Source organism: Leptospira hartskeerlii, assembly GCF_002811475.1.
GTDB lineage: Bacteria > Spirochaetota > Leptospiria > Leptospirales > Leptospiraceae > Leptospira_B > Leptospira_B hartskeerlii.
In genome coordinates, this window is record NZ_NPDL01000005.1 from 277,717 (window position 1) to 297,814 (window position 20,098).

Annotated in this window: 21 protein-coding genes and 1 pseudogene; 12 read left to right on the forward strand and 10 right to left on the reverse strand. The window is 40.3% G+C overall.

Annotated features, from left to right (window positions below; translation table 11 throughout):
- Positions 1-43 precede the first annotated feature (43 nt).
- From xerD to CH352_RS11345, 3 genes are read left to right on the forward strand one after another with little or no spacing between them, the layout of a single operon-like run.
- Positions 44-940, forward strand: a complete 897-nt coding sequence (gene xerD, locus CH352_RS11335) for a site-specific tyrosine recombinase XerD (protein ID WP_040507921.1) — start codon at positions 44-46, stop codon at positions 938-940.
- A gap of 18 nt (positions 941-958) precedes the next feature.
- Positions 959-1,384, forward strand: coding sequence for an ATP-binding protein (locus CH352_RS11340; protein ID WP_008592233.1), 426 nt, complete (start codon positions 959-961; stop codon positions 1,382-1,384).
- A gap of 60 nt (positions 1,385-1,444) precedes the next feature.
- Positions 1,445-1,849, forward strand: a complete 405-nt coding sequence (locus tag CH352_RS11345) for an LA_2478/LA_2722/LA_4182 family protein (protein ID WP_100707216.1) — start codon at positions 1,445-1,447, stop codon at positions 1,847-1,849.
- Here the strand turns inward: CH352_RS11345 and CH352_RS11350 are convergent.
- Positions 1,846-3,564 carry a DUF342 domain-containing protein gene (locus tag CH352_RS11350; protein WP_100707217.1) on the reverse strand — a complete coding sequence of 573 codons (1,719 nt, stop codon included), beginning with the start codon at positions 3,562-3,564 and terminating at the stop codon, positions 1,846-1,848. The two genes, CH352_RS11345 and CH352_RS11350, sit on opposite strands and share 4 nt — an antisense overlap.
- A gap of 223 nt (positions 3,565-3,787) precedes the next feature.
- Here CH352_RS11350 and CH352_RS11355 point away from each other — a divergent pair, with 223 nt between their 5' ends.
- Together CH352_RS11355 and CH352_RS11360 are read left to right on the forward strand one after the other, a co-directional pair.
- Positions 3,788-4,393 (forward strand): LIC_11485 family protein, encoded by a 606-nt coding sequence (locus CH352_RS11355; protein ID WP_100707218.1) that lies wholly within the window; start codon positions 3,788-3,790, stop codon positions 4,391-4,393.
- A 1-nt stretch (position 4,394) separates the two neighbouring features.
- Positions 4,395-5,357, forward strand: coding sequence for a tetratricopeptide repeat protein (locus CH352_RS11360; protein ID WP_100707219.1), 963 nt, complete (start codon positions 4,395-4,397; stop codon positions 5,355-5,357).
- Here CH352_RS11360 and CH352_RS11365 read toward each other — a convergent pair.
- Both CH352_RS11365 and CH352_RS11370 read right to left on the reverse strand, forming a co-directional pair.
- Entirely contained in the window at positions 5,354-5,818 is a 465-nt protein-coding gene (locus tag CH352_RS11365; RefSeq protein WP_100707220.1) for a chemotaxis protein CheX, read from the reverse strand. The two genes, CH352_RS11360 and CH352_RS11365, sit on opposite strands and share 4 nt — an antisense overlap.
- Positions 5,818-7,035 (reverse strand): hypothetical protein, encoded by a 1,218-nt coding sequence (locus tag CH352_RS11370; protein WP_100707221.1) that lies wholly within the window; start codon positions 7,033-7,035, stop codon positions 5,818-5,820. The genes CH352_RS11365 and CH352_RS11370 overlap by 1 nt, the downstream gene beginning before the upstream one ends.
- Positions 7,036-7,139: 104 nt before the next feature.
- Between CH352_RS11370 and CH352_RS11375 the strand changes: the two genes are divergently transcribed.
- The gene (locus CH352_RS11375) at positions 7,140-7,859 is read left to right on the forward strand and encodes an LIC_11490 family protein (protein WP_100707222.1); all 720 of its coding nucleotides are present in this window, start codon (positions 7,140-7,142) and stop codon (positions 7,857-7,859) included.
- A 21-nt stretch (positions 7,860-7,880) separates the two neighbouring features.
- Here CH352_RS11375 and lmtA read toward each other — a convergent pair whose 3' ends face one another.
- The 7 genes from lmtA to CH352_RS11410 form a co-directional block, all read right to left on the reverse strand.
- On the reverse strand, positions 7,881-8,639 hold the full coding sequence (lmtA, locus tag CH352_RS11380) for a lipid A Kdo2 1-phosphate O-methyltransferase (protein ID WP_100707223.1): 759 nt from the start codon (positions 8,637-8,639) through the stop codon (positions 7,881-7,883).
- An 84-nt stretch (positions 8,640-8,723) separates the two neighbouring features.
- Positions 8,724-9,728, reverse strand: coding sequence for a DUF4340 domain-containing protein (locus CH352_RS11385; RefSeq protein ID WP_243396359.1), 1,005 nt, complete (start codon positions 9,726-9,728; stop codon positions 8,724-8,726).
- Entirely contained in the window at positions 9,725-11,389 is a 1,665-nt protein-coding gene (locus CH352_RS11390; RefSeq protein ID WP_100707225.1) for a GldG family protein, read from the reverse strand. The genes CH352_RS11385 and CH352_RS11390 overlap by 4 nt, the downstream gene beginning before the upstream one ends.
- Complete coding sequence (locus CH352_RS11395) at positions 11,386-12,132, reverse strand: ABC transporter permease subunit (protein ID WP_100707226.1); 747 nt, start codon at positions 12,130-12,132, stop codon at positions 11,386-11,388. Before CH352_RS11395 ends, CH352_RS11390 begins: the two co-directional genes overlap by 4 nt.
- Before the next feature lie 3 nt (positions 12,133-12,135).
- Positions 12,136-13,047 (reverse strand): ABC transporter ATP-binding protein, encoded by a 912-nt coding sequence (locus CH352_RS11400; protein ID WP_100707227.1) that lies wholly within the window; start codon positions 13,045-13,047, stop codon positions 12,136-12,138.
- A 52-nt stretch (positions 13,048-13,099) separates the two neighbouring features.
- Positions 13,100-13,402 carry an STAS domain-containing protein gene (locus CH352_RS11405; RefSeq protein WP_100707228.1) on the reverse strand — a complete coding sequence of 101 codons (303 nt, stop codon included), beginning with the start codon at positions 13,400-13,402 and terminating at the stop codon, positions 13,100-13,102.
- A 96-nt stretch (positions 13,403-13,498) separates the two neighbouring features.
- A complete protein-coding gene (locus CH352_RS11410; RefSeq protein WP_423789704.1) occupies positions 13,499-14,149 on the reverse strand; it encodes a class I SAM-dependent DNA methyltransferase in 651 nt (216 codons plus the stop codon).
- Here CH352_RS11410 and CH352_RS19250 point away from each other — a divergent pair.
- The 6 genes and pseudogenes from CH352_RS19250 (at position 14,108) to CH352_RS11430 (ending at position 20,097) form a co-directional block, all read left to right on the forward strand.
- Positions 14,108-14,251, forward strand: a complete 144-nt coding sequence (locus tag CH352_RS19250) for a hypothetical protein (protein ID WP_423789705.1) — start codon at positions 14,108-14,110, stop codon at positions 14,249-14,251. The genes CH352_RS11410 and CH352_RS19250 overlap by 42 nt on opposite strands.
- Before the next feature lie 92 nt (positions 14,252-14,343).
- Positions 14,344-15,582 (forward strand): annotated as a pseudogene (locus tag CH352_RS19255) (SpiroCoCo family coiled-coil protein); the annotation flags it as partial.
- Positions 15,559-17,925 carry a SpiroCoCo family coiled-coil protein gene (locus CH352_RS19285; RefSeq protein WP_423789712.1) on the forward strand — a complete coding sequence of 789 codons (2,367 nt, stop codon included), beginning with the start codon at positions 15,559-15,561 and terminating at the stop codon, positions 17,923-17,925. The pseudogene CH352_RS19255 and the gene CH352_RS19285, both read left to right, overlap by 24 nt.
- 238 nt (positions 17,926-18,163) lie before the next feature.
- Positions 18,164-18,397, forward strand: coding sequence for a hypothetical protein (locus CH352_RS11420; RefSeq protein WP_010515511.1), 234 nt, complete (start codon positions 18,164-18,166; stop codon positions 18,395-18,397).
- A gap of 7 nt (positions 18,398-18,404) precedes the next feature.
- Entirely contained in the window at positions 18,405-19,160 is a 756-nt protein-coding gene (gene map / locus CH352_RS11425; protein ID WP_100707230.1) for a type I methionyl aminopeptidase, read from the forward strand.
- Between the two features lie 13 nt (positions 19,161-19,173).
- Entirely contained in the window at positions 19,174-20,097 is a 924-nt protein-coding gene (locus CH352_RS11430) for a DUF350 domain-containing protein (RefSeq protein WP_100707231.1), read from the forward strand.
- Position 20,098 lies beyond the last annotated feature (1 nt).

Consider the following 20,098-nt stretch of genomic DNA (forward strand, 5'->3'; position numbering starts at 1 on the left):
CGAAGGATTTAGTACTGTAATAATCGGAAGCGGGACTAAGAAAGTGACATCTTCTCATAAGAATCTACTCCAAAATTTTCAAGAATACCTCTCGGTTGAGAAGGGTCTGAGCGACAATTCGATTTACTCGTACGGGTACGATCTGAACAAGTTTAAGAACTTCCTAGAAAAGGAACATCTCGACTTCCTGGAAGTCCAGGCGAACGACATAGTTCGTTTCTTGAACGAAGAAAGGAATCGCAAAATTTCAGCAAAGACGATCGCTCGCGAAGTGGTTGCCATCCGCCAATTTTATAAATTTTTAAAAGACGAAAAGAAGCTGGATTCAAATCCAACGGAGAAGATCGAAACTCCTGAAGTGATGAGATCCATCCCCGATTATCTAACTCAAGAAGAGATCGAGGAATTGTTCAATGTGATCAAAGAAGATAACCTCTATGAACTCAGAGACAAATGTATTTTTGAACTTCTTTATTCTTCGGGACTTAGGATCTCAGAAGCATGTAACCTAAGACTAACCGATATGGATATGTCCGGAATGACCTTAACCGTAGAAGGTAAAGGTGGACGCCAAAGACTAGTTCCATTCGGTGAAAAATCTTTGGACATTCTGAATCGTTATTTAAAACAAAGCAGACCTTATATTCTAAAAAACAGAAATTGTGATTATCTTTTCGTTTCCAAAAAAGGATCTTTCATTAATAGAAAATCTGTTTGGAGACTTCTGAACCATTATATCAAAAGAACAAGTATCAAGAAAAAAGTGACTCCTCACACTCTGAGACACTCTTTCGCGACACACTTGTTGGAAAACCACGCGGATCTAAAATCGGTTCAGGAACTTTTGGGGCATATCGATATTTCGACTACCCAGATCTATACTCATATGGCGAATAAAACTCTGAAGGAAGTTCATAAGAAATTCCATCCAAGAGGATAATTTCCCCCGAACCTAATTTTGGCCGAGATCAAAAAAAACGACTATTCGAATCAGTTTCGGATACAAGTTCCTTCCCATCCGCGTTACGTGACTGTAGCGCGGAACTTCGTTTATAACCTAGCAAGAGAATCAGGATTTTCCCTCTACGATGCTGCCGACCTAAAATTGGCAGTGGGGGAATGTCTTTTAAATGTGATTAAACATGCTTATCTTGGAAAAACAAATTATCCTATCTTTATAGAAGTCACGGTTCTTGAGAATCGTATGGAAGTTCGGATCAGGGATTTCGGAGTTCAAAAAAATATTTCCGAAATTCGAGGATACGATCCTGGAGATTATAGGGAAGAAGGGATCGGACTCTACTTGGTACGAAAACTAACGGATCATTTTTATATAGACCAATCCGGAAAAGGGAATCGGCTGATTCTCACAAAAATGAAATAATTAAAAAGAACGGCTTGCAGAATAGTAGAATTGTCCGTCTATTCTGTATAATCCGAGTATATGTTTTCGGTGATCCAAATGAAATTTGTCTCTATACTTGTATTTTCGATCTTCATTCTTTCCTGCGGAAAGGGACCTTCCTTATCCAAAGAAGAGGTGAGGAACTTAAGCCAGAACTATATTAAAGAGTTATGTAAAAAGAATTTAGAATGTTCTGCTCAATATCTGGAATCACTTCCTTCCGGAGAGCAGAATGCCGCCAGGTCCGGATTTTCTTCCCTGGAACAATGTATGGCGGAACAAAGTAACCAGTCCATTCTTCCTGACGATTATGAAAAGGTCACTGATCAGCAGATCGGAAAAGTGAAACGCTGTATGGACGATCTTCTTAAAACTCCTTGTTCAGAAATGGAGCAGGCGGGTGGGATCCCATCTTGCAGGGAATTGTTTCCTGACGGGAATTAATTTGTGGAAGAGTCGGAGTCGGAAGATTCTTCCTGTAAGAGCCCGAGTCGTTTTGGTTTTACCTTAGAAAGAGCGATCTGACCGTCTCCTCCCAAATATAGGAAGGAAGGGCCTGGGATCTCCTTTAATTTTACGCTGAACTTCTTATTTCTGCCCAGGTTTACTTCTACTCCCGGAAAAATTTCTCTCTCAACTTCTACATAAGAATCCTTATCGGGATCAAATGATAGAATTGCGGATTGTTCCTGTGCAAACAGATTTTCCAGGATAGAACTATATTTTTGACGGATCGCCTGTAGTTTTGGTAGACTCTCTTTTTCTTCCGGGCCAAGACTTCTTCTTTGGGAGTCGTCGCTTAATTTTTGGATACTAGTATCTACTTTTTTTAATATATCCTGGTTTTTGCGGATTTCCGATTTCAGATCTTCTAATTCGGAAAGAAGTTCCGGAGGCATTCCGCAACTAAGCACTGTTCTTGTCTCTACGATGGCGCCTAACTTTGTACAGGTAATCATTTTTCCGGCTACACATTGGCCTCCGATGATTTCTCCTCTTCCGCCTCTGACTACAACCGATTCTCCCGCGATTAGCTCGGAATGCATCGCAGCTTCTTCGATGAAGATCGAATTTTTAGCGATCATTTTTCCTTGTTCTATAAATTTTGCATAGATATCGGAACCTGATTCTATCATTCCACCGTTTCTTCCCATAAATCCTCCGGAAAGAACGATATCTCCTTTTGCTTTTAAGAAAACTTTACCTACTGATTTTTTAACGATGATGGAACCGTCTGTTTCGAGAGTAAAACCGTCCGCGATAGATTCTTCTACAATGATCGTTCCCGGAAAGTTTATGTTTCCAGTGGAGAAGTCTACATTCTCCAGTAAACAAACTTCATCAACACGAATCACTCCGAAACGATCCATTAAAGGTCGACCATCTATGAGAGATTGTACTAAGTTTCCATCTTCAGAAATTTTAACGTTAGGACCTAATTTCCATTCTGCAAGTTTACCTTCTTCGAATGGAAGAACTTCTCCTTTTACGTTTTTGCCCGGCTTGCCGGGTGAAGGGGACACTTTTTCAGCAAGTTTTTGGTTCTTCTTCACACTTTGGATGATCTGAATGTTTTTGAAATCAACTCTTCCGAATTCATCTTCTTCTAATGTTGGTGTTCCAGGATGTTGGAATAAGATCCTGATATCTCCGTCTTTTCCGGGGACAGGAGGTTCGCCTTGGGCAACAAGAGTTCTTTTTCCATAATCTTCCGCCTGAGAAAGTTTGAGAACAGATTCTTCAATAATCCCGAAAACGATCCCACTTACTTGTAATTGGGAAAGTATCTCGTCTCTAGTTAATAATTTTCCGCCGAATTTTGGAGGATGAAGTATCCCATGGACTGTCATTTTATCTTCCGAAATTTTTAGGTCCAGACTAGATGCTTCCGGTTTGCCGGGCCATTTCCCGATCAGGTGTGGTTCTGAGTCTTTGGTCTTTAGGATACGTTTGACTTCTTCTTCACTAATTCCAGAAATTTTAAATACTTCTAATCGTTTTAGAATTTCGCGATATTCTACTTCCTTTCCTTTTTTTCCTGCGGGGAAGATGGTGAGATATGCGAGTCCGTCCAGATTTTCTACTTTGAAAAATCCGTTTTCGTTCTCTTCCAGATCTTTTAATAATGATTCAGTAAAATTGCGGATCGAGTCGCTCATCCTGGGGGGCCGTTGTTGGAGAGTAAGTCCCATCCTATTTTTTACAATCGAAAACCTGTAAAAAGACTTAATGGAAAAAGGAAGAAAAAACTCTCAAATCTAATGTTTTTCAGACTGGATTTGGTCTGTCGAAGTTACTACAAGTCAGGATTTCCCTTCCTTTTTTCAAAAATTATGTCCTTGAAAAACTTCCGGATTCGACCGATGATCCTAGGGTAAACGTATGGCATTCAACCCGTTCTCCATCCTAACCAGCATCAGGGTATCGATAGACCAGGTTCTGGGAAATCTCCCTCCAAAAGTGGTAAAAACGATCGGAACCGCGGCTCTCGGCTTGGCAGTTCTTGTAGCAATGGTTCTAGGCTGGTTTAGTTTTCAAAAAGGTCTGGCATTGGCGGGGGAAGAAGACCAAGCCAAAGAACTGGATCGTAAGGCATTATTTTTAGAAGATATAGAAAGAGAATATAATCGGAAAAGAAAGGACGTAAGATGGAGCGATCCTTCTTACTCGGATTCCGGAAGTTCTTCCTTGGATATTGAAAGATATTCTTTGGAAAAACCGAAGACGGAACCTTCTTCCCCTAAACCTGAACTGGAAGAGTCGGACACAATCCGCAATTCTAAGATGAAGGATGGAGATTCAAGAGTGTTTTTCCCAACGGAAAACGAAAGACCGGCTCGTGAAGATTTAGCTCCTAGTGATAAAGGATCGGATTCTCCTCGTTTAGAACCAAGCACAAAGCAACCTAATAGAGAGCTTCCTGCAGAAAAAGAAGAATCCAGGTTGAGCCGTCCTCCTAGAAAAGAACAAAGGCCTAGGGGAGAATGAGATGAAATATATTCTGTTTTCTTTAAGTATCTTTTTTTTCGCGCACCAACTCGCAGCGGATTTTCCTTTGCCTATACCGGAACCAAGCGAGGGCAGTTTTTCCTCCAAGGGTCCTTCTCCGGATGAACCTCTCCCTCCTATTGATGCGAGTTCTGTAGTTGCAGAACAAAAATCGGAAGAAGTTGTATCTGAGAATACTCTGACTGCTAGTGAAGATCCAAAGATTGCGGAAACGAAACAAACTGTTTCAGAGCCAATAAAAGAAAAGAAAACGAAACTTCCGAATCTTACGGAAAGAAAAGATAAAAAAAATGGCAAGAAGAAGGAAGTCTCTGATCCAAGTCGCGCAGCTTACGAGAGAGGGCTTTTGCGTCTTAGAAATGGACAGAAAGACGCAGCGAAAGAAGAATTCGGTAAGGCTGCTTCTACTGAAGGAACCGCAAGTTCCCAGGCAAAATTAGAATTATCTAAATTAGAAAATGCAAAGGCTACCGATTCAAACGCGGAAGCGCCGGCGGAAGACGATTCTCGATGGAAAACTTCTTTGGAAACTGCAAGATCTCTTAGGGCGCAAGGTAAAAATTCGGAAGCAGAGTCCATTCTTCTTAGGACCGCAACTGAGGGAGAGGGAGAATACAGATCCAGAGCATTATTACAATTAGGTGATATGCTTTTCAGAATGGGAAGATATTCGGATGCTCGCAGTTATTTGATGGATTTTTGGAATCGTTTCGGTAAAACTTTCCCGAATGCGGAAGATACGAATTCAAGAGAATTCAAAAGACAAAGAGAAGAAAAAGAACTGGGTGCTTATTTACTTTTTAAATCCAGCTATAAGGCAGGAGAAGGTGAATGGGCAAAACGTTTTTTAAAAAAATATTTGGATAAATCCGTTTCCGAGTCCCAAGGAGTGTATTCCCCCTTGAGAACTGAAATGGAATCTTTTGCAAAAAGCGATCTTTAAGTTAAGGCTACGTTTACTTCTAATTTTCCGAATTTGGAAAATAGACTGATCCCAAGAGCTTGTTTTTTAGGGATCTTGATTGTTTCGTTTTTTGCATCCACGATATTTGGAGCAGTGATCTCAATCGATTGACCGGCAGTTGCAAAAATATTCATCGCGTTACCGGTAGTCATATTTGCGATCTCACCTAAAATATCTTTGTATTCATTCTTGATATCTTCATCGCCCATTCCAGGCATCAGCTTTTTGGAAATTTTATAAGCCGCGTCGTAGTTCAAACCGTAGATCACTTCTCCATTAAACGTTCCTAAAACTCCGATGATGATCGCAAGTTCTAAGGTGGTTTCCGGTGTGTCTTTGATACCGATCTTTCCTCGGATCAGGTCGGTCTGTAATATATCCCGGAAGACGATTGTAGCTGCTTCCAGGAATGGGTTTACTAACTCGGCGCGGATTTGCATTATTCCTCCGAAACGGATCTAACGGATGCTCGTTCGACTTTGATACTTTCCTCTAGGGACTGTGGAATTTCCATGAGTATTGCAGTGAGTAAAGAGCCGTTATCCCTGGTTCTCAAGAATGACGGATCCGGATTTCCTAATTTGACTCCGGAGAAGGAAACGATCGCGTATTTTTCTCCTTCTCTGTAAGGTCCGATGTTTTTCTTTTGGGTTAAACCTGGAAGGCTCAAATCCTGTAAGAATTTTTTGTCGGAACTCAAAGAGAATACATCTTTTCCGGCATTGATCTTTTTCAGATCGGAGAGAGATTTGTTTTTGAGAGAAACAGTTTGTCTTCCTAAAAGTGCAGCGATCTTTTGTAGGCCGTCCGGCTCGTTTTGTAGAGCGACTAATTTTGCTTTTAAAGATTCTAAAGAGTTTTTACGCGCTTCTAATAAGAACTTACTTCTTAGGACGGTTTTTCTTTCCTCGAATGGGACTGGTTTACCGTCTTTGCCTTTTAAGGTATTTGGATCTAAGGATTCTTTCTCATAGAGCTCTTTCAATTGAGCGTCTGTAGGCTCCAGATTTCTTTCGGAAGCTTTGACTAAATCTTCCTCTGTGTATAAAACTGCATCCAGGTCCACTCTGGCTCCCGAGGCTTCTGACATGATATTCAATTCGCCATCCGTGCGTCGGATCTCTGTCGGAAGGAAGTTTTGGAATAAGGCCTGGGACACTTTATAATCGATCCTAAAGCGAAGCGGTGCCTGCTGGAGTAACTGACGATAAATTTCTATCGGTTTTCTCAGGTCTTCCTCGGAATATCCTGCTCCCTGGAGCGAATTTTTAGAAACTTTTTCAGCTTCTTGCATAAGGGCCTGTTTTTCGGATTCTTCACTGATTGTGAAACCAACCGAATTTCCGATCTTCCGGAAAATATATTGTCCTTTTAAAGATTGGAAGGCGCAGTCTGCCCAAAGTGACTCGGAGCCTTGACCTTGGTACATCTGGATACAGAATCTTTTGGCTGCGTTGAATGAATCGATAGGGACACTTTGGTCGTCAATGCTTCCCATTGTGATGCTTGCCTTTCCGGCCAGCATATCTACGCCTACCTGTTCCACATCCGACTTTAAGAACATTAGGATTAACATCGAGACTAAAATGGTTAGAAAAGTCGCCGATCCTACTTTGAATAAAATATCTTTAATTGAAATTCCGTCTGGATTTGTCATAAAACTACGTTCACAAGGAAGACTGGGCCGCGCCTGGAATCTGTAAAGGAGAAAAACCGCCCGAAAAATGCTTCAGAAACGGCGAAAATGGATAGATACATATAATGATGCTTTATATCGCCTTAGCACTCATTTTAGTAGGGATCCTCTGTTTTATTTATGTTTCCTTCCAACCAAACTCTAAAAAAGAGTTTAGCGCAAGTTCATTCCCAAAAGGAAATATAGCTCCAGCGAGAGAGAAAAAAATTTCTCAAGAATCATTAGCTTCTCTGAAAAAACAAGGACGCTCAGAAATCTATTCTCAAATGGATATTGCATTTGCAGAAGAGAGAAAGATCCGTCCTCTTTCTGAAAGACAGAGAATGGAATCGAGGGAGACGGAGTCAGAAGTTTCCGATCCAGAAGAATTCGGAACTGAGATCTGGGATGAAACAAAAAGGGGAGAAGTTTTAGAAATGGTAACAGAGCCCGAACGCGCCCAGCCTAGAATCCCTAAAGAAGAAGAATGGTCTATGGAAGGAGTATTGTTCTTAGATCTTTCAGGAAGATTACCTTATGAGGCATTACAAGAAAAGATTCGTCCTGAGACTCTGAAAGGTTTTAGAAGAATGGGAAAGGGAAGTATTAGAGAGATCCCGGGAGGGTTTACTTTCCAGGCTAGAAATTCAGAATTTAGTTATAAATTGAATGAAGTGGAGAAGATCGTTTTTTACGATCAAGGTTTCGCATTACTTCCTTTAAAAAGAGAATACCCGACCCCGATCTTTTTGACCAAGGACGGGGAGAAGTTCAAATCTTATCTGGAATATACCGCTAACGCTTGAAGATAAGAAGAAGGCAGGAAATTATCTGCCTTCTACCACCAACCACTTGGTGGTTTTTACTATAACTCTAACGATTGTATAAAACGCAGCGCCAATTCCGAATGCCCAGATTTGAGGCTCGGTGATCACTGTCCAAGGTTCTCTCCAATCTCCGAATCCTACCTTAAAACTTGCAGCATAGTCGAATACTACGAAGATCACTAAGATCCCGAATAAGCTTGGATATTCCCTTTTCAGAATATTTCTGAATGAGAAGCCGAGTTTAGGTTTTACATAACCTGAAAATTTAGGAATGAATGCAGGGATCTTATCCGCCCAGTTTAAATAATCCTGGCCGAATTTATCTCTTAAGAATTTTTCTTCCGCGAACATTATTCTTTCGTAATAGAATCCGAAAAATAAGGAAAATACTAAAAGTAAAGGAACGTCTCTGAAATACAGGACCGGTCCCAAATACATTAAGAAATTTCCTAAGTAAAGTGGATGGCGAACTAAGGAATAAATTCCCTCTTGGTTGACCACATCCGCTACTTGTTCTTTTGTATTTCTGCCGGAAGTGCGAGCGGGAGCGTAACCGATCACAAAACAACGAACCGCTAAGCCGAGTAAGCTAACTACAAAACAAGCACCCGCGTAGTATAAGTTGATCTCGTAAGAATCTTCTAAAAATTCGAACTTGCTTAAGGAGTATAGACAAAGGAGAAGAATAAATCCAGGTATATAAGATCTCCAGCGAAATAGAAAATTCCCCTGCTGATCCAATTCTTCGATTAATGCCATACGAATTCCTTTTAAGGTTTATAGTATTATTAAGGAAGGAAACTTTTATACCCTCGGAGTGTCAACCATTGATTCTTAAGTTGTTTAAGGAGAACGGAACCTGGTAGAAAAGTCTGCAAGATCCTTTTGTAGGATCCTCTCCAGGTTCCAAGGATCCAAGATCAATCTGTAGCTTAGGCCCTCTCTCTGGAAAACATAACTTCCTAACTTGGTCATTCCAACCGGAGAAACTAAATAACGGTCCGTGTTCGTCACTATTTCTATTTTAAAATTCCTGTCTTTAGGAACTGCAGTAAGTTCTTCCGACTTCTCCAAAAGAACTTCGTCTGCACTTAGTTTTTTGATCTCTTCCAGATAGTTTTCCACTTCTTCTGGATATGCGACGATCTGCCCGCCGGAAGTTTCTAAGATCCAATTCTCATCTTGTTTACTTAAACTAAAATTTATGGAGGAAAGTCCTGAAATTGCTATCTTCGAAACTTTTTCTCTGGAAGGGAAGGGAGGAATTAGAGATCTACTTAGGAAAAAATCCAGTTTGCCTCCACCTGTTACAGATTTTAGATTTTCTTTAACTAACCAGATTTGGTTTTTTTCATCCAGGATATAAGTTCCTTGTCCCTTTCTGACCGGTGCCCCTATTAGAATTTTTCCGAGAGAATTTCCGGAAACGTCTTTAAGTTCGATGATTGGTTCATCTCCTCCTAATCCGAATTCTTCCTTAGAGACTGAATTGGATTCAGAGAGCAAAGTGAATTTACGTAAATGCAAACAGGTTTGGATCAATTCTTCGATCCTGGCAGAATCTCCGGGCAGTATTAGCCCCGAAGGTAACTCGGCTTTCCATCCATCCAAATTTCGATTGAGAATACTTTCTTGTCCTTTGCGGCCGCTGATAATCGTTTGTATCTCTTCTGATTTGGTTTTATAGAATGGCTCCGAATTTTGGTAGGTCTTTTTGAACCAATCCCAAGGATCTTTTACAATTAGAAGTAAAATAGCTAAAAGTATATTCGCAAAAAATAATAGGATTTGCGGATATTCTTTATATGTGCTGCGAAGAAGGTCTGAAAGCTTTGAAAAATCCATCATCCGTTCCTTCTTTTTAATCGGCGAAAAGCATAAAGAGCTAATAAACATGGAACCAAAAACAAATGAAATAAACTGATCGAAGTTTCTAAGAAGAATGGTAAAGGTTTTAGTTTTAAAACCGCAGACTGTTTGGAGCGAACTTCTAAAAGATCCGTTTCTCCTTTAAGTATATCGATCGCATTTAATAAAAAAGGAATATTCGAGTTTTTGAGTATTTCCGAAAATTCTGGAAATGCCAGAAGATCGGAGACTAAATAAGGGGATCCAAATACTAGGATCCTACCAGTTTTCGGTGACTTGTTTTGAGATTGCAGATCCAGTGCTTTTTGTTTGGCGTCCGAGAAATAAGAAGTAAATTTTCCTTCCGCATAAACTCCTAGAATAAAAGGACCTCCATTTGCTTGGATTGGGGTGGAAAGGATTTGTTTTTCTCCTAAAGAAATCGGCTCCATTCTGGATTCTGCATCTTTTCCACTTTTTGCTAATATAGTAAACTGAACTTCTTTTTGTTTTTCGGGCAGAATGTTGAGACTGGAAGACCAAGGTATGAGAAGACTTTCCTGGTTTTTGGTAAACAAACTGTGATTGTCTAAAGTTTTTGATTTTTGGTCCGGAACGATCCAGGGGGGATAAGGATATTTTCCTAAAACTCCGGGTTCTATTTCGATCACTGAGCCCATTGGTAAGGAATGATCCGGTTCTAGGATAATATCATAATTAATTCGAATTCCGTAATGTTCTAAAAATCGGACCATCTCTTCCGAGTAAGGATTTCTTTGTGCGAGTCCAGCTCCAAGATCACCGGAAAGAAGTCCAAAACTTCCTCTTTCTGCGTTCGTTTTGAACTCCATTGTTTTGGATAGAAGGAGTAAACTTCCTCCTTCTATAATGAATTTGTCTAGCTTACGTTCTGTATTTTTAGAAAGAGTTCCTCCTCCGATCCAAAGTACCACTTCAGTTTCCGGGGGAAGATCTTCTGTTTCCAAATCTAATTCTAAAATCGGACCATATTCACCTCGAAGAACTCTTCTTGCGAAAATTTCTATTCTATCTTTAGGAGAACCTTGTTCTTGGATGGAAAGATTCCCTTGCGATTTTAATAGAACAATCCCCGAGTCTAAGTCCTGTCTTTGCATTTTGCGGATAGAATTTAAGATCTGGTATTCTAGATCTTCCGTGAAGAAAGCAAAAGATAAAACTTCTGTTTTATGGCCTATGGTTAGGACTATCCCCATAAATGCCTGCTTGACTGAAGCGGAATTTCTAGAAGTTTGTTGCAGTATCTGAGGTTCGAGTCCTAACTCCGCTGCCTTTCTTGCATCTTCTTCCGATGCAGAAGGATCATAAAATCGTAAGGAAACATTTTCTTTTCCGATCTTAGAGATTTCTTTTAAGAGCTCTTTGCTAAGTTCTGCTCTTGCCTTATATTCGCCTGGGATCTCTGAAGAATAAAAAGCGTCTATATACAGTGGATCATCTAGTTCTTTTAATACTTTTACAGTGCTTGAAGTAATTTGGAATCTTCCTGATCTGGAAAGATCCGCTTTGCATGGAATTGCGGAGAAGATCCCATTTAAAAGAATAAACAGTAATATTCCGTTTACGAGCCCAAACCAAGGAGATCTAGAGATTTCTAATAAGGGACGGAGTAATTCTCTCATGGATAATTTCTCCTAAGAAAAAAAAAGTTCCCTGCTAGATTTGCCGAGATAAAACTAAAAAAGTAAAGAGTATCCGAAAGATCCATAATCCCCAAACGAAAGGATTCAAAATGAGAAGATAGTGCGAATAAATACGCAAATGCAGAAGGTCCTCCTCCGAAAAATTTCAGAACAGGTTGGGTTCCTAACAGAAAAAAGAAAAGGCAAACAAGGACTGTGAGAATATAAGAACTGATCTGATCTCGTCCGAAAGAAGAAAGAAAGATCCCAAGACTGATATAAGCTCCTCCGAGCAATAAGCAGCCGACGTATCCAACAAATACGATCCCTAAATCTAAATCTCCGAATGCCCAGATAAAAAACGGGATACTAATGCTTAAACAAACAGTGAATCCTAAAAATGCCCAGGCAGCCAAAAACTTTGCACCGACGATTTCCCATTTTGAGATTGGTAAAGTGAATAAGATCTCCAAACTTCCTGATCTTTTTTCTTCGGACCAAAGTCTCATAGTGATCGCAGGAACAAATACGACGAATAGTAAGGGAGTCCATACGAAGTATTCTTCCATTCCGGCAACTTTTCTGTCCCAGAAAGAACCTTCTCCTAGACCGTAAAAGAATAAGAAGGAAGATAGAAATAAGTATAAAATTGAGAATACATAGCCTATTGGAGTATTAAAATAACTGGCCCATTCTTTTTTAAAAACGGCAACAAGTCCCGGAGGCAAATTCGGAAGTTTCATATCTTAATCGGATACCAGGTCCTGAAAGACTGATTCTAAGGACTTTTGAGAAATCTTATATTCTGAAATCGGAAAAGACTCTTTTCGAATGATCTCAAATATTTCTTCCGGCTTGAGGGAAGAAGATTCCAATCTGAATTTTGTATATTCACCTTCTTTTTCTGCGGAAAGGATCTGAACGTTCTTACCTTCTAAAACTTTTTTCAAAATTTCTTTGTCCGCTTTGGCTATTAGAAGAACTGAATCAGATCTTTTGAATTCCGAAACCGGAAGATCCGCAACTAGGTTCCCTTTATGTAGAACCAGGGCATGGTCGCAGGTTTCTTCCACTTCTGAAAGTATATGAGTGGATAATAATACTATTTTATTTTTTCCTAAATTTCGCAGTACTTCTCTGAAATGAGAAATTTGGATCGGATCTAAACCTGAACTAGGCTCATCTAAAACAACCCAATCCGGATCATGAAGTAATGCTCCTGCTAAAGCCAATCTCTGTCTTGTGCCTTTGGATAAGATACCAGCTAAAGAAAAAGTTTGGGATCTTAGATCACAAATTTCTAATACTTCTCTTTTTCTTTTTTTGAAGAAGGAGGAATCCATTCCTCTTGCATTTCCGATGAAATCCAAATATTCTCCCACAGTCATATCCGGATAGATTGCGGAAGATTCCGGAAGATAACCCAATCTTCGTTTTATCTTTTGAGGATCTTTTTCTAAAGAGACTCCGTCTAGAAGAACGGAACCCTTATCTGGTTGTATAAATCCGGTAAGTATTCTAAGCGCGGTTGTTTTACCTGCACCGTTAGGTCCAAGTAAACCTGTGATCTTGTTTTTAGGAATGGTGAAATTTAGATTGGAAATCGCGACCTTCCCAAAATAGGATTTAGAAAGATCGGATACCTGAAGAGAGGCCACGAAAGTTATTCTTTCGGGCCTTAAGACCTATGCAACTTTTTTTCCCGGGAAATTATGCCTTGATGCGGAGCATTGTATCCACTTTGAACTTACGAAGCACATCCATTAGAGTAGGTTGAAGATTCACTACCTCTAATTTTACTCCGAAATGATCCAAAAGGTTTCTAAGAGTGAGTAGCTTTGCAACGCCGCTAGAAGTAATTTTTTTGGTTGGTGTCATGTCCAAAGTAAGGTTTTGGATATGCGCCCTGGATGCCTGTTCCGAAATCTCATCGAAAACTTTTTCGTATCCGTCCAGAAGTTGATTTTCGAAACGAACGATTCCGTGTTTATTTTGTATCGTTAATTTGGCCATAAGGTACAGCTTGTTTGTTGAAATAGACGCCTAAAACTAGCGCATCCCAACAATAAAATGCAGAGGAAGTAAGCGCCTACTATCCAAACAAGCAGCTTAAATTTTTAAGCACATAAAATTCCAATAATTGGCCTTTGGAAAAATTTCCCATGCCTCATAATCCGAGCCAATTCCTAAAATTTCGAGGCCTGAATTTTGTAGTAACTTCGACCACGTTTCAAGCGGATAAGCTCTATGAAAATGTTCTTCCACCTCAGAAATACCGTTCAGAGAAAATTCTAAACTGGTCTTTAAAATGGAAGTTTTCGGATCAAATTCGTTCTTCCAGACAAGTTTTGTCTTCCCATGGGTCTCTTTCAGGACCTTATCCTGAAAATTTTTTCGAAAATTTTCAGCGGTGCTCACATCGAAAAAGAAGACTCCTTTCTTCTCCAAGACACCCGAAACTTGGGCAAATACCCGAGAGAGATCTTCTTCTCTTTGAAAATAATTTAAGGTGTCATGGACTGAAAAAACAAGGTCAAAGGATTTGTTCATAGGGGGGAAGGAGAGAAGGTCCCCTAATTTCCGGATCCCTCTAATTGCTTGAGAATCGGCGATTTGGAGCATTTCAGGAGAATTGTCGATTCCCCAAAGCTCTGTAGAAGATGGTAGAAATTTCCAAATTTTGCAGGTGCCGCAGCCAAGATCCAAAGCAATTTTGGGATGGTTTTTTTGGGTTCCAATCTGGTAAGATTCCAAAATCATCTTAGCCCAGTCCAGATAAGGTGCCCGTTTCATGACCCCGTCATAAATGCCTGCAAATGCGCTATACGGCCTTTTTTTGGGGATTGGAGAAATAATTCTTGATTTATTCCCCTGCTCGCGAGTATTCCTATCCATTTGATGCGACATAATTCTTTGAAGAGTTTTCTTCATCGAATCTTCGTGAAACTCTAAGTATGGGCCTAGAACTTCTTTTACCTTTTTTAGCCAGTGTAGGCATTACTATCCTTCTTCGCAGGATGGACAAGTCGAATTATAAGCTCAGCCAGATCAAAAGATATACTGGCAAACTCCAGGAAGAATTACAAGAGATTGCCCTGGAAAAAATCCAATCCGTAAAAGATTCCGGAATAGAACTGGAGATCAGTTTAAAACAGACCAGAAAACTTTCGGAAGAGGTAAAAGGTCTCAACGAAGAATCCAGGCAGTTATTGGAGACAATTCGTTCCAATCGGGATTTTTTAAACGCAGTTACATTAGATCTAAAAGAAGTAGTTCATCTTTCTTCCGATATTCGCCAAGAGTCACAGTCCATCCAAGACGGATTACAAAGATTGGAATTGGGCAAAAAAGAAGTACATGGGATCGGAAATCGTATCCAAGAACTTCGCTCCGAAGCAGAAGTCCTACTCGAAGCATTCCAAGAAAAATTGAATTTCCGATCTGACGATATTCTACAATCTCTCGCTTCTAAAATTGTGGAGTTAGAAGGATTATTAGAAGTTAAAGCGGATCGTATCGAATCCGGTTTGGAAGAATTGGGAGAAGCTTTCCGCCAAAGATTAGAGGCTCAAACCAAGTCATTATATCATGAAACCGTTGGCAAAGTAGATAACGCTCGCGAGGAAGTTCAGTCTCTTCTTGAATCAGTAAAAGTAAAAGAAGAAGATATAGATGCAAGAACAGATCGTATGCAGACAGCATTCTTATCTGTATCCGAAAAGATAGATCGTTTAGAAACTAGAGTGGATGAGAAGGCGGAACTTGCGGATCGTAAGTTAGAGGAAACATTCTCCCATAATGAATCAGTCATTCGCCAAAAATACGATCAAGTATTAGAACAAGTTGTTCACTCTAAAGAAGCATTTCTAAACGGAGTTCGTATAGAGATCGAGGCAATTCGTAAAGAAATAGAAGGAATGAGCCTGGAAACTCTGACTAGACGCGACGAAATCTTAAACGAGACCAGACGCCAAGCAGAAGGAATCAACGACTCAATCAATATCTTCCAAGAAAAATATTTGGAAGCGGAGAACAAATTACTCAAGCAAGCAGATTCCCGTAAAGCGGACCTGATGCGTCAGATAGATTCTTTCGAAGACGAATTCAATCGTATTTCCAGCAGTTTAAGAATAGAAGCGGAAGATCTGAGAAAGGAAATCCTTTCCGGACTGAAAGAATTCCATTCCGCATTAGAATCTTCCCGTTCAGAAGAAGAAAGAAAATCCAAACTTAGGCTGGACCAAGTTAGAGAATCTTTGGAAGAAGAACTAAGAGTTCTTCAAACTTCCCAGGCGGAAAAATTCCGTGCGGACTGGGAAACTATTAAAGAAAACGTGAAGGAATATTCTTCTCAAATCTCTACTCGAATGAAAGAGATCGAGGCTTCCGTAAAAGATTTGAAAGGTTCCTTAGAAGAAGAAGTTGGTGCATTACATGCTTCTCATTCGGATCGTTTTCGTTCTGAATGGGATTCTATTCGAGAGAATGTAAAAATTTTCGACGTCCAGGTTTCTACCCGGATGAAAGAAATGGATTCTTATGTAAAAGATATCCGAGAAGCATTGGAAGGAACTGCCGGAGATATTCTTGCCGAAGCAGAATCCAAAGTAAGCGAGATCGGTCTTTCTATCGAAGATGAGTTCCGCAAAATGGACAGAAGATTCGAACACTTCTCTCGTTCCTGGGAAGAAGATGTACAATCGCAGAAAAATCATACCATGGATGCGATCCGTGGATTGGAAGAAAGACTGGGACAGATCCACTTTAAAGGTGCGGAATACCTGGAAGAATTTTCCAAATCTTATGCCGAGCAAAAGGACAAGATCGAAGAGTTCGTATCTAAATATAAGGCGAACTTCCACAAAGAGGGAGAAGAGGTCAGAGGGGAGCTTGTTTCTCGTTTTAAAGATCTGAAAGCAGAAGCAATCACCAGTGTGGAAAACGTAAAAGTTGAATATTCCGCAGCGGGAGAAAGATTCGAAAACCTTCTGCGTAAGAACGAAAAACTTTTAGAAATGCAAGCGGAGAAGATCCGTACTTCTACCGAATCTCAGTTGGAAAAGGCAGGAGAACAAGCGCGAGTTGTTCTAGACAAACTGAAAGAATCCGGCCAAGATTTCTTCGAAAGACAGGAAGAAAAAATCGATCGTCTGAACGATACGATCGATTCCAAGATCAACAGACAATTGTCCGCTCTGTTAGATAAAGGCCAGATCCAATTAAGCCAATTGGAAGAAAGGATCGCAAAACATTTAGCGGACGTAAAATTACATCTGGAAGAAGCTTTAGATTCAGGGATCAAAGAAAGCGAAGGCCAGATGAAGGAATTCCAGAATCAGGTAAAATATTTACTGAAAGAAACCGAAGAATCTTCGGAAGAATTCCTAAAAACAGGAAGAGAAGAATTCCAGAAGGCACAAAAAGAATATCGTGTTCTTCAGATCGATCTTCGCAAAGATCTAGAAGAGATCCAAGATGCAAAACGTTCCCTCTTCTCCGAATTGGAAGAAGAAGCCGAGAAATTACGTTCTTCCGTAGACGAGATCTCCGAAAGGATCCTAGATGCGGAAAAACGTTCTGCACTCTTCTTAGATGTAAAGGAAATTATAGAACGTTCCGAAGAGTTTGTCTCCGAGATGAAAGAGGCTCTGGAAGATGCAAATCATACGGAAAAAACGTATGAGGATCTGGACCAAAACTTAGTTCGGATCAAAAAAGTACAAGAAGATCTAGAAACCCGTATTTCTCAAGCTGAAGAGAGAAGTTCGGAAATTCTTTCCATAGAAGAGAAAGCAGAAGTCTTAAAAGAAGAATTCGAAAGGATCATGGAAGAATCTTCTCAGTGGAATGATACTCATCGCAAGTTGGTCGAGGCAGGAGAGAGGGCATTCGAAATGGAATCCCGCTTCTTGGATCTGGAAGATCGTTTGGGTAGAGTTGTTTCCGTTAGAGAAGAGATCAAGCAGCTTGATCAAGATAGCCAAGGTCATAAGGAAAATTCATTCAAGTTAGCTCAAAAGATACGTGAGATGGAAAAAGAGATCTCCGTTATCGAAGCAAGAGAAAGAGAAGTCGCAGAAACTCTTAAGAAAACTGATGATAGACTAGAGACTCTCGCAGGTAGAAAAGAAGAAATACTTTCTGTAGAAGCTAAGTTCGATAAGATAGAAGACCTGATGTCTGAATTAGGAGAGCGTCATAAACAGATCAGTACTCTCCAACAGAGATTAGATGACATGAAAGAAGGTGCTCTATCGGTTAAGGATGATCTAGAAGGTCTACTTTCTGAAGCAGAAGATACTTTCGAAAAACTTTCTACATTCATGGATGTGGTCCAAACCAATATGTCTAAGACCGGAGGGGGAAAATCCGGTAAGACTCAAGGCCAAGATCCCCTAGTAGCTAGAAAGAAAGCAACAGTGTTGAATTTATTTCATAATTTCCATTGGCAACCAGAGACGATCGCCGAAAAATTAGGGCTCGAAACTTCTTTGGTCCAAACCATCATTCAAAACGAGACGGTGAAAAAGGGATGATTTTTTTCTTGACCCCAATCTTTTCACCCAATATGTCTCGTTCCCACTTGTATTATACGACATGCAAAAAATTTCATGGGGGAAACCTTTCGTTTTTAATAAAAAACTGAAATTGTATGGAAGCAATCCGAAAATGATTCCTTTTTTCGAGGCGTCTGGAAACGTATCACAGTATATTTGACACGTTCCGGAAAAGTCTCGGGATGGAATAAGGAGATGCTCCCAAAAGCTCGTTCGTATGGTACAAAAAAAGAAAACTACTGTTAAGAGGAAGAATTCCATGGCTCAAAGCGCTGAAAAGGATACCCTCATCGTCGCAAGCAAGGTAAAAGCTTATATCAAATCTAAAGGCTTTATGACTTCCGGAGACGCGGTCGATGGCTTGAATGAAAAGTTATACGGACTGATCGACGATGCTTTAAAACGTACCGAGGCGAACAAACGCACTACGGTTAGACCAACCGACTTCTAATCCATTCTTGATCTACATCAAGAACAAGACTGAAATCGAGAAAATGAGGGCGGCGGGCAAACTAGCCGCCGCGCTTCTGGACTATATATCCGGGTTCATTCAACCCGGTATAAGTACCCTTGCGATCAATGATCTCTGTGAAGAGTTCACTAAGAAGAATGGAGGCAAGTCGGCGCCTCTAGGTTACAAGGGTTTTCCGAAATCAGTTTGTACTTCTATCAATGAAGTCGTTTGTCATGGGATCCCTAAGGCGATCGACGTTTTGAAAGAAGGGGATATCGTCAACGTAGATGTGACTCCTATCGTGGACGGATATCATGGTGATAGTTCCCGTACTTTTATCGTAGGTGGTAAGACTTCTCCCGAAGTGGAACGCTTAGTAAAAGATGCAGAACGTGCCATGTGGATCGGGATAGAGCAAGTCAAACCTGGAAATCGTGTTAGCGATATAGCAAATGCGATCGATGACTATTTAACTCCTAAAGGATATGGGATCGTTAGAGATCTAATGGGTCACGGAATAGGAAGAGGTTTTCACGAAGAGCCTCAAATTCCTCATTACCGCTCCGGCCGTAAACTAGCCAAATTAGAACCTGGAATGACCTTCACTATAGAACCGATGGTGAATTTAGGGACCTGGGAAGTGATCTTTTCTAAAAAGGATGGATGGACTGTTACTACAAAGGACGGAAAATGGTCCGCCCAGTTCGAACATACCATTCTTGTCACTGAAAAAGGCTATGAAATTTTAACCCAAGCATAGTAATCTGTCGTGCATGGATTTCGTTTGGAAATATATTTCTTTACTAGGTAGGGATCTCGCCTTTTTCGTTTTAGGATTTTTAGTTTTTTACATCGGTAAAAAATTGAAAGACTGGACGGAGCCTCGCAAGTTAGACGAGGAATTAGTAAAATCCGATAACAGCGCCTTAGCACTGAGTCTATCCGGTTATTATATCGGGGTCATTATATTATTTATCACTATAGTTTCTCATCCTGGGGAAAAAGGAGATCTGCTCGGAGATCTTTTCCAAGTGTCTTCCTTTTCTATCTTAGGAGTTCTTCTTCTTCTTCTCTCCCAAAAGATCAACGATGGTTTGATCTTAGGCGGGATAGACGCAATCGAAGAAATTTATGAAAAAAGAAACCTAGCAGTAGCCTCCGTTCTATTCGGAGGGACCATCGCGAGCTCCTTTTTTATCGCGGCTGCATTGAATGGAGATATAGGAGAGAAAGTATTTCCGCAAGGTTTGGGAATTGCAGTTTCTCCGCTTGTGGAAAAGACCATCGTCGGAGCCATTATCTCCGTGATATTCTTCTCCGTGGGACAGATCGGGATGATCTTATTCTCAGTATATTATAAACTTTGGATCCCTTACAAACTCAGATTAGAGTTGGAAGAAAAACAGAATTTGGCGGCAGGAACTGCATTTGCAGGAGCTTTACTTGCTATAGGGATTTTACTCACCAGAGCATTGTTTAGAGAATTTGAATCCTTATACCAAACAGGGATCTTATTATTGTTAGATCTGGGTCTTGCATTCATTATCATTCCTATTTTACATTTTTTTGCAGACTGGGTTGTGTTGCCTGGTTCCACATTAAAGGAAGAAATTGAAAGGGACCAAAATTTCGGAGCAGGGCTTTTGGAAGCGGTGGTGCTTGTATCCTTCTCCGCTATCATATTTTTCGCGGTTTGAA

Excerpts from the sequence above, each read along its gene's own strand:
- CH352_RS11345 (WP_100707216.1), top strand. The coding sequence starts at position 1,445 with ATGTTTTCGGTGATCCAAATGAAATTTGTCTCTATACTTGTATTTTCG.
- CH352_RS11350 (WP_100707217.1), bottom strand. The coding sequence starts at position 3,564 with ATGAGCGACTCGATCCGCAATTTTACTGAATCATTATTAAAAGATCTG.
- CH352_RS11355 (WP_100707218.1), top strand. The coding sequence starts at position 3,788 with ATGGCATTCAACCCGTTCTCCATCCTAACCAGCATCAGGGTATCGATA.
- CH352_RS11360 (WP_100707219.1), top strand. The coding sequence starts at position 4,395 with ATGAAATATATTCTGTTTTCTTTAAGTATCTTTTTTTTCGCGCACCAA.
- CH352_RS11365 (WP_100707220.1), bottom strand. The coding sequence starts at position 5,818 with ATGCAAATCCGCGCCGAGTTAGTAAACCCATTCCTGGAAGCAGCTACA.
- CH352_RS11370 (WP_100707221.1), bottom strand. The coding sequence starts at position 7,035 with ATGACAAATCCAGACGGAATTTCAATTAAAGATATTTTATTCAAAGTA.
- CH352_RS11375 (WP_100707222.1), top strand. The coding sequence starts at position 7,140 with ATGATGCTTTATATCGCCTTAGCACTCATTTTAGTAGGGATCCTCTGT.
- lmtA (WP_100707223.1), bottom strand. The coding sequence starts at position 8,639 with ATGGCATTAATCGAAGAATTGGATCAGCAGGGGAATTTTCTATTTCGC.
- CH352_RS11385 (WP_243396359.1), bottom strand. The coding sequence starts at position 9,728 with ATGATGGATTTTTCAAAGCTTTCAGACCTTCTTCGCAGCACATATAAA.
- CH352_RS11390 (WP_100707225.1), bottom strand. The coding sequence starts at position 11,389 with ATGAGAGAATTACTCCGTCCCTTATTAGAAATCTCTAGATCTCCTTGG.
- CH352_RS11395 (WP_100707226.1), bottom strand. The coding sequence starts at position 12,132 with ATGAAACTTCCGAATTTGCCTCCGGGACTTGTTGCCGTTTTTAAAAAA.
- CH352_RS11405 (WP_100707228.1), bottom strand. The coding sequence starts at position 13,402 with ATGGCCAAATTAACGATACAAAATAAACACGGAATCGTTCGTTTCGAA.
- CH352_RS19250 (WP_423789705.1), top strand. The coding sequence starts at position 14,108 with ATGGTTTTTTTGGGTTCCAATCTGGTAAGATTCCAAAATCATCTTAGC.
- CH352_RS11410 (WP_423789704.1), bottom strand. The coding sequence starts at position 14,149 with ATGATTTTGGAATCTTACCAGATTGGAACCCAAAAAAACCATCCCAAA.
- CH352_RS11420 (WP_010515511.1), top strand. The coding sequence starts at position 18,164 with ATGGTACAAAAAAAGAAAACTACTGTTAAGAGGAAGAATTCCATGGCT.
- CH352_RS11430 (WP_100707231.1), top strand. The coding sequence starts at position 19,174 with ATGGATTTCGTTTGGAAATATATTTCTTTACTAGGTAGGGATCTCGCC.